The following is a 3,341-nucleotide window of genomic DNA, read 5'->3' as shown; positions in this document are numbered from 1 at the left end:
TTACAAAGGGTACACTTTATAATGAGCAAAGCCTTTTTCAATAAAGATTATTGTGCTGTATACCCTCCATCAATAACAACTGCTTGGCCAGTTATTCCTTTTGCTTTTTCACTTGCTAAAAATAAAGCATAATCGGCAATTTCCTGCACATTAAGCAATCGCTTTTGTGGTACGAGTGGATAAATGATATCTTCTAATACTCTCTCTAGTGGAACGCTTCGCGTTGTTGCTAAGTCCTGAAGTTGATTACGGACAAGGGGGGTATCAACATAGCCTGGACAAAGGGCGTTTACAGTGATGCCATGAACAGCTCCTTCTAAGGCTGCTACTTTTGTCAAACCAATTACACCATGCTTTGCGCTATTATAAGCAGCTTTTCCAGCAAATCCAACAAGACCATTAATAGAAGCTACATTTATAATTCGGCCATATTTTTGCTTTTTCATAATAGGAAAAGCATGTTTTATTGCAATAAACGGTGCAATTTGCATAATTCTAATGAGTAGTTCAAATTTATCTGTTGGGAAGTCTTCAATGGGGGAAACATGTTGCATCCCTGCGTTATTAATTAAGACATCTAATGAACCAAAGTCTGTCACTGTTTTAGAAATTGCTTCTTCAATTTCTTGTTCTGATGTAACATCACATTTCAAAGCAATTGCAGTATAGCCTTCTTTTTGCAACTGTTCAGCAGCTTCTTTTGCGCGATCTTCGAGGCAATCGCTAATCACAACTTTTACCCCTTCTTTCGCGAATGCCTTTCCCATTTCATACCCAATCCCACTTGCAGCACCTGTCAAAAAGATAACTCGATTTGTAACCATGATGAAAACCACTCCTTTATATAAGATTTGTCTTATTGCTCTATTTAGAGAGCGTATAATGAAAATCCTGCAAATATATGGGAAAATATACTTAGCTATCTTGCTTTGCAAAATAGCTTTTGCTATACTATTTTGTAAAGCAAGATACTTACGCTTATCTATCTTGTAAAACAAGATAGAAGGAGGATTTGAATTATGTCGACAAGTCAAATGCTGAAAGGGATTTTAGAAGGGTGTCTTCTTGCTATCATTTCTGAAGGAGAAATATACGGATATGAGATGAGTGAAAAGTTAGCGAAGTATGGTTTCACGATGGCTAGTGAAGGAAGCATTTATCCACTTTTAATAAGGATGCAAAAGGAAGGATTAATCACAAGTACGATGAAGGAATCTCCATCTGGTCCGAAGCGGAAATATTATACATTAACAGAAAAAGGTGAAGATGCACTAGATGAATTTATGGATCGCTGGGAAGCAATGCAAAGTAGTGTAGAGCGCTTGCTGAAAGGAAAGGGGAGACGAGGATGATGCTATCTACTGAAGCGCAAAATTTCTTGTTAAATATGAGAATGTTTTTAACAGCAAAGGGTGTAAAAGAAAGTGATGTTGAGAGTTTTTTAGAGGATGCTGAAATGCATTTAATAGAAGGAGAAAATGATGGGAAAAGTGTAGAAGATATTTTCGGAAGTTCACCAAAAGTATACGCAAACGAGCTTGTTCGGATAATGGAAAAGGATAGGCAAGAGAGCTGGAAACAAATCGGATATACAGTGATGAATATCGTTGTGTTTTGGATTATTGCTTCTGTTTTAATTATAAATGATAGCGGTCAATTACAGATCTCATTGTTTCAATGTATTGGGTACGGTACGGCATTAATGATTGCTCTTGTAGCACCTAATATTGCCTTTCGTAAAACAGCTTTTCGATTGAATATTTCAAACCAATTGTTTGTTCAAGTTTTATTGATGTTCATCCCAATGGTTGTATTAGGAGCAGTAATTATTCTCGATATGATGTACCCTACACGAATGATTGAATTGAACCAATTACAGAGTTATACGATAACGGGAGTAATCTTCATGGTAACAGTAATTACAAATGTGTATTTTGAAGGATGGTTTAAAGTTTTATATTTAGTCATTCCTCTTTCTATCATGTTTGTTTTTAAAACATTTACGTCAGAAGATTTAATTCCTATGTTATTTCAGATAGTGTGCTTGTATGGCAGTATATTTATTCTTATTTTCATTGAATTTATGATGAAAGCCAATAGAAGGAAATCAGCTAGATAAGGAGATAGAATGATGCAAGTTTCTAAAGAAGGTGAAAAGGATGGGAAATTCCGGAACGTAAAATAAATCGGAATATAAAGCTCGCAAAAGTGGTGTGGTTACCTTGTTATATACATTAATACAAGTTGAAAAGCCAACATAAAACTCTTTTCTTTTTAGGGGGACGAGAGCATCTGGCTATGCATAGATGTGATATGGGCCTTTTCCTGCTATATGTAAAGATGAAAACAAAGGGGTGCAAGTCATGTTTTATTCTGTATAGCAGCGACTTATATGTTGAAAAATTAAAATGGATTTATATAGTAGAATATTTTCTATGATTGAGTATGATAGAAAAAAGGCTGCTTTAGATGTATAAAAAGTATTTTCAAAGAAATATGCTAAGAAGATATAAGGGACTACTTTTCTTTTCGTTATATATGGATGTTTCTTGCAGCCAGATTAGAGTAGAATATTTTCTAAACAGTAACGATCGTAGTTACTGTTTTTTTCTGTGTAATAAAGGACTTTGCAAAGCCAAATTCTTCTGTTCTCTTGTTAATAACGAATTCATGCTGACTCTATCAGGACGGGGAACGATTGGATGCATGAGATTATTTGAAGAAGGGTGATGTTCAGATCCAGTTGGCGAGTGGGGATCTGCATGGGTAAGCTTTCCATTCATACGCCTTGTAAATAAAATATGCCCAATTTCATGAGCGAGTGTGTATATGTTTCTCATTGAGGCTGCGGAATTGGTTAGAACGATATATCCAGTGAGAAACTGTTGTTTAGCCAATGAGTAGGCACATGCAATGACGGAGTGTTCTTTAAAATAATTGCTCCCGATATAGCAAATATAGAGATCACAATCAGGAGATTGTGATGCACATGTATAAAAAAAGGATGAAACTTTTGGTTGCTTTTGTATAGAGTCCATATAACTAATTTCTTCATCGTAAAATTGAAAGGAATCGTCTAATGTAATGACATCTTTAATTCGAAACGATATCGGGTGCCATATTGATTCAGCAACTGCTAAATCTTTTGCGATACGGTCGTTTGTAATATCGGATCCAGGGGTAATACAAATGCATATGTTTATATATGGGTTCATTGGAAAACACCTCAAATGGAAAACAGTTTCTTGTCATACTGTATGTGGTGAAGAAGTGATATGTATGGATGTAATTCCCATAAGTAACTAGATTTTATTGTATCTATATATCCATTTTGATTTTCC

General features: G+C 35.2%; 4 protein-coding genes. 2 read left to right on the top strand and 2 right to left on the bottom strand.

Annotation, left to right across the window (positions count from 1 at the left end; all coding sequences use genetic code 11):
* Window positions 1-47 precede the first annotated feature (47 nt).
* On the bottom strand, window positions 48-824 hold the full coding sequence (locus V7183_RS22840; RefSeq protein ID WP_335360940.1) for a 3-hydroxybutyrate dehydrogenase: 777 nt from the start codon (window positions 822-824) through the stop codon (window positions 48-50).
* Between the two features lie 195 nt (window positions 825-1,019).
* On the opposite strand from V7183_RS22840, the gene V7183_RS22835 reads away from it, so the two are divergent.
* Both V7183_RS22835 and V7183_RS22830 read left to right on the top strand, forming a co-directional pair.
* The gene (locus V7183_RS22835) at window positions 1,020-1,352 is read left to right on the top strand and encodes a PadR family transcriptional regulator (RefSeq protein WP_097896665.1); all 333 of its coding nucleotides are present in this window, start codon (window positions 1,020-1,022) and stop codon (window positions 1,350-1,352) included.
* Window positions 1,352-2,119 (top strand): DUF1129 domain-containing protein, encoded by a 768-nt coding sequence (locus tag V7183_RS22830; RefSeq protein ID WP_335360941.1) that lies wholly within the window; start codon window positions 1,352-1,354, stop codon window positions 2,117-2,119. The genes V7183_RS22835 and V7183_RS22830 overlap by 1 nt, the downstream gene beginning before the upstream one ends.
* A 478-nt stretch (window positions 2,120-2,597) precedes the next feature.
* Here the strand turns inward: V7183_RS22830 and V7183_RS22825 are convergent, their stop codons facing one another.
* A complete protein-coding gene (locus tag V7183_RS22825; RefSeq protein ID WP_097896663.1) occupies window positions 2,598-3,215 on the bottom strand; it encodes an ImmA/IrrE family metallo-endopeptidase in 618 nt (205 codons plus the stop codon).
* Window positions 3,216-3,341: the final 126 nt, after the last annotated feature.

Origin of the sequence: Bacillus sp. JJ1127 (assembly GCF_036965845.1) — a bacterium.
Taxonomy (GTDB): Bacteria; Bacillota; Bacilli; order Bacillales; family Bacillaceae_G; genus Bacillus_A.
The sequence above is the reverse complement of the archived record's forward strand: the minus strand, read 5'-3'. Positions and strand labels throughout refer to the sequence as shown.

Excerpts from the sequence above, each read along its gene's own strand:
- V7183_RS22840 (WP_335360940.1), bottom strand. The coding sequence starts at position 824 with ATGGTTACAAATCGAGTTATCTTTTTGACAGGTGCTGCAAGTGGGATT.
- V7183_RS22835 (WP_097896665.1), top strand. The coding sequence starts at position 1,020 with ATGTCGACAAGTCAAATGCTGAAAGGGATTTTAGAAGGGTGTCTTCTT.
- V7183_RS22830 (WP_335360941.1), top strand. The coding sequence starts at position 1,352 with ATGCTATCTACTGAAGCGCAAAATTTCTTGTTAAATATGAGAATGTTT.
- V7183_RS22825 (WP_097896663.1), bottom strand. The coding sequence starts at position 3,215 with ATGAACCCATATATAAACATATGCATTTGTATTACCCCTGGATCCGAT.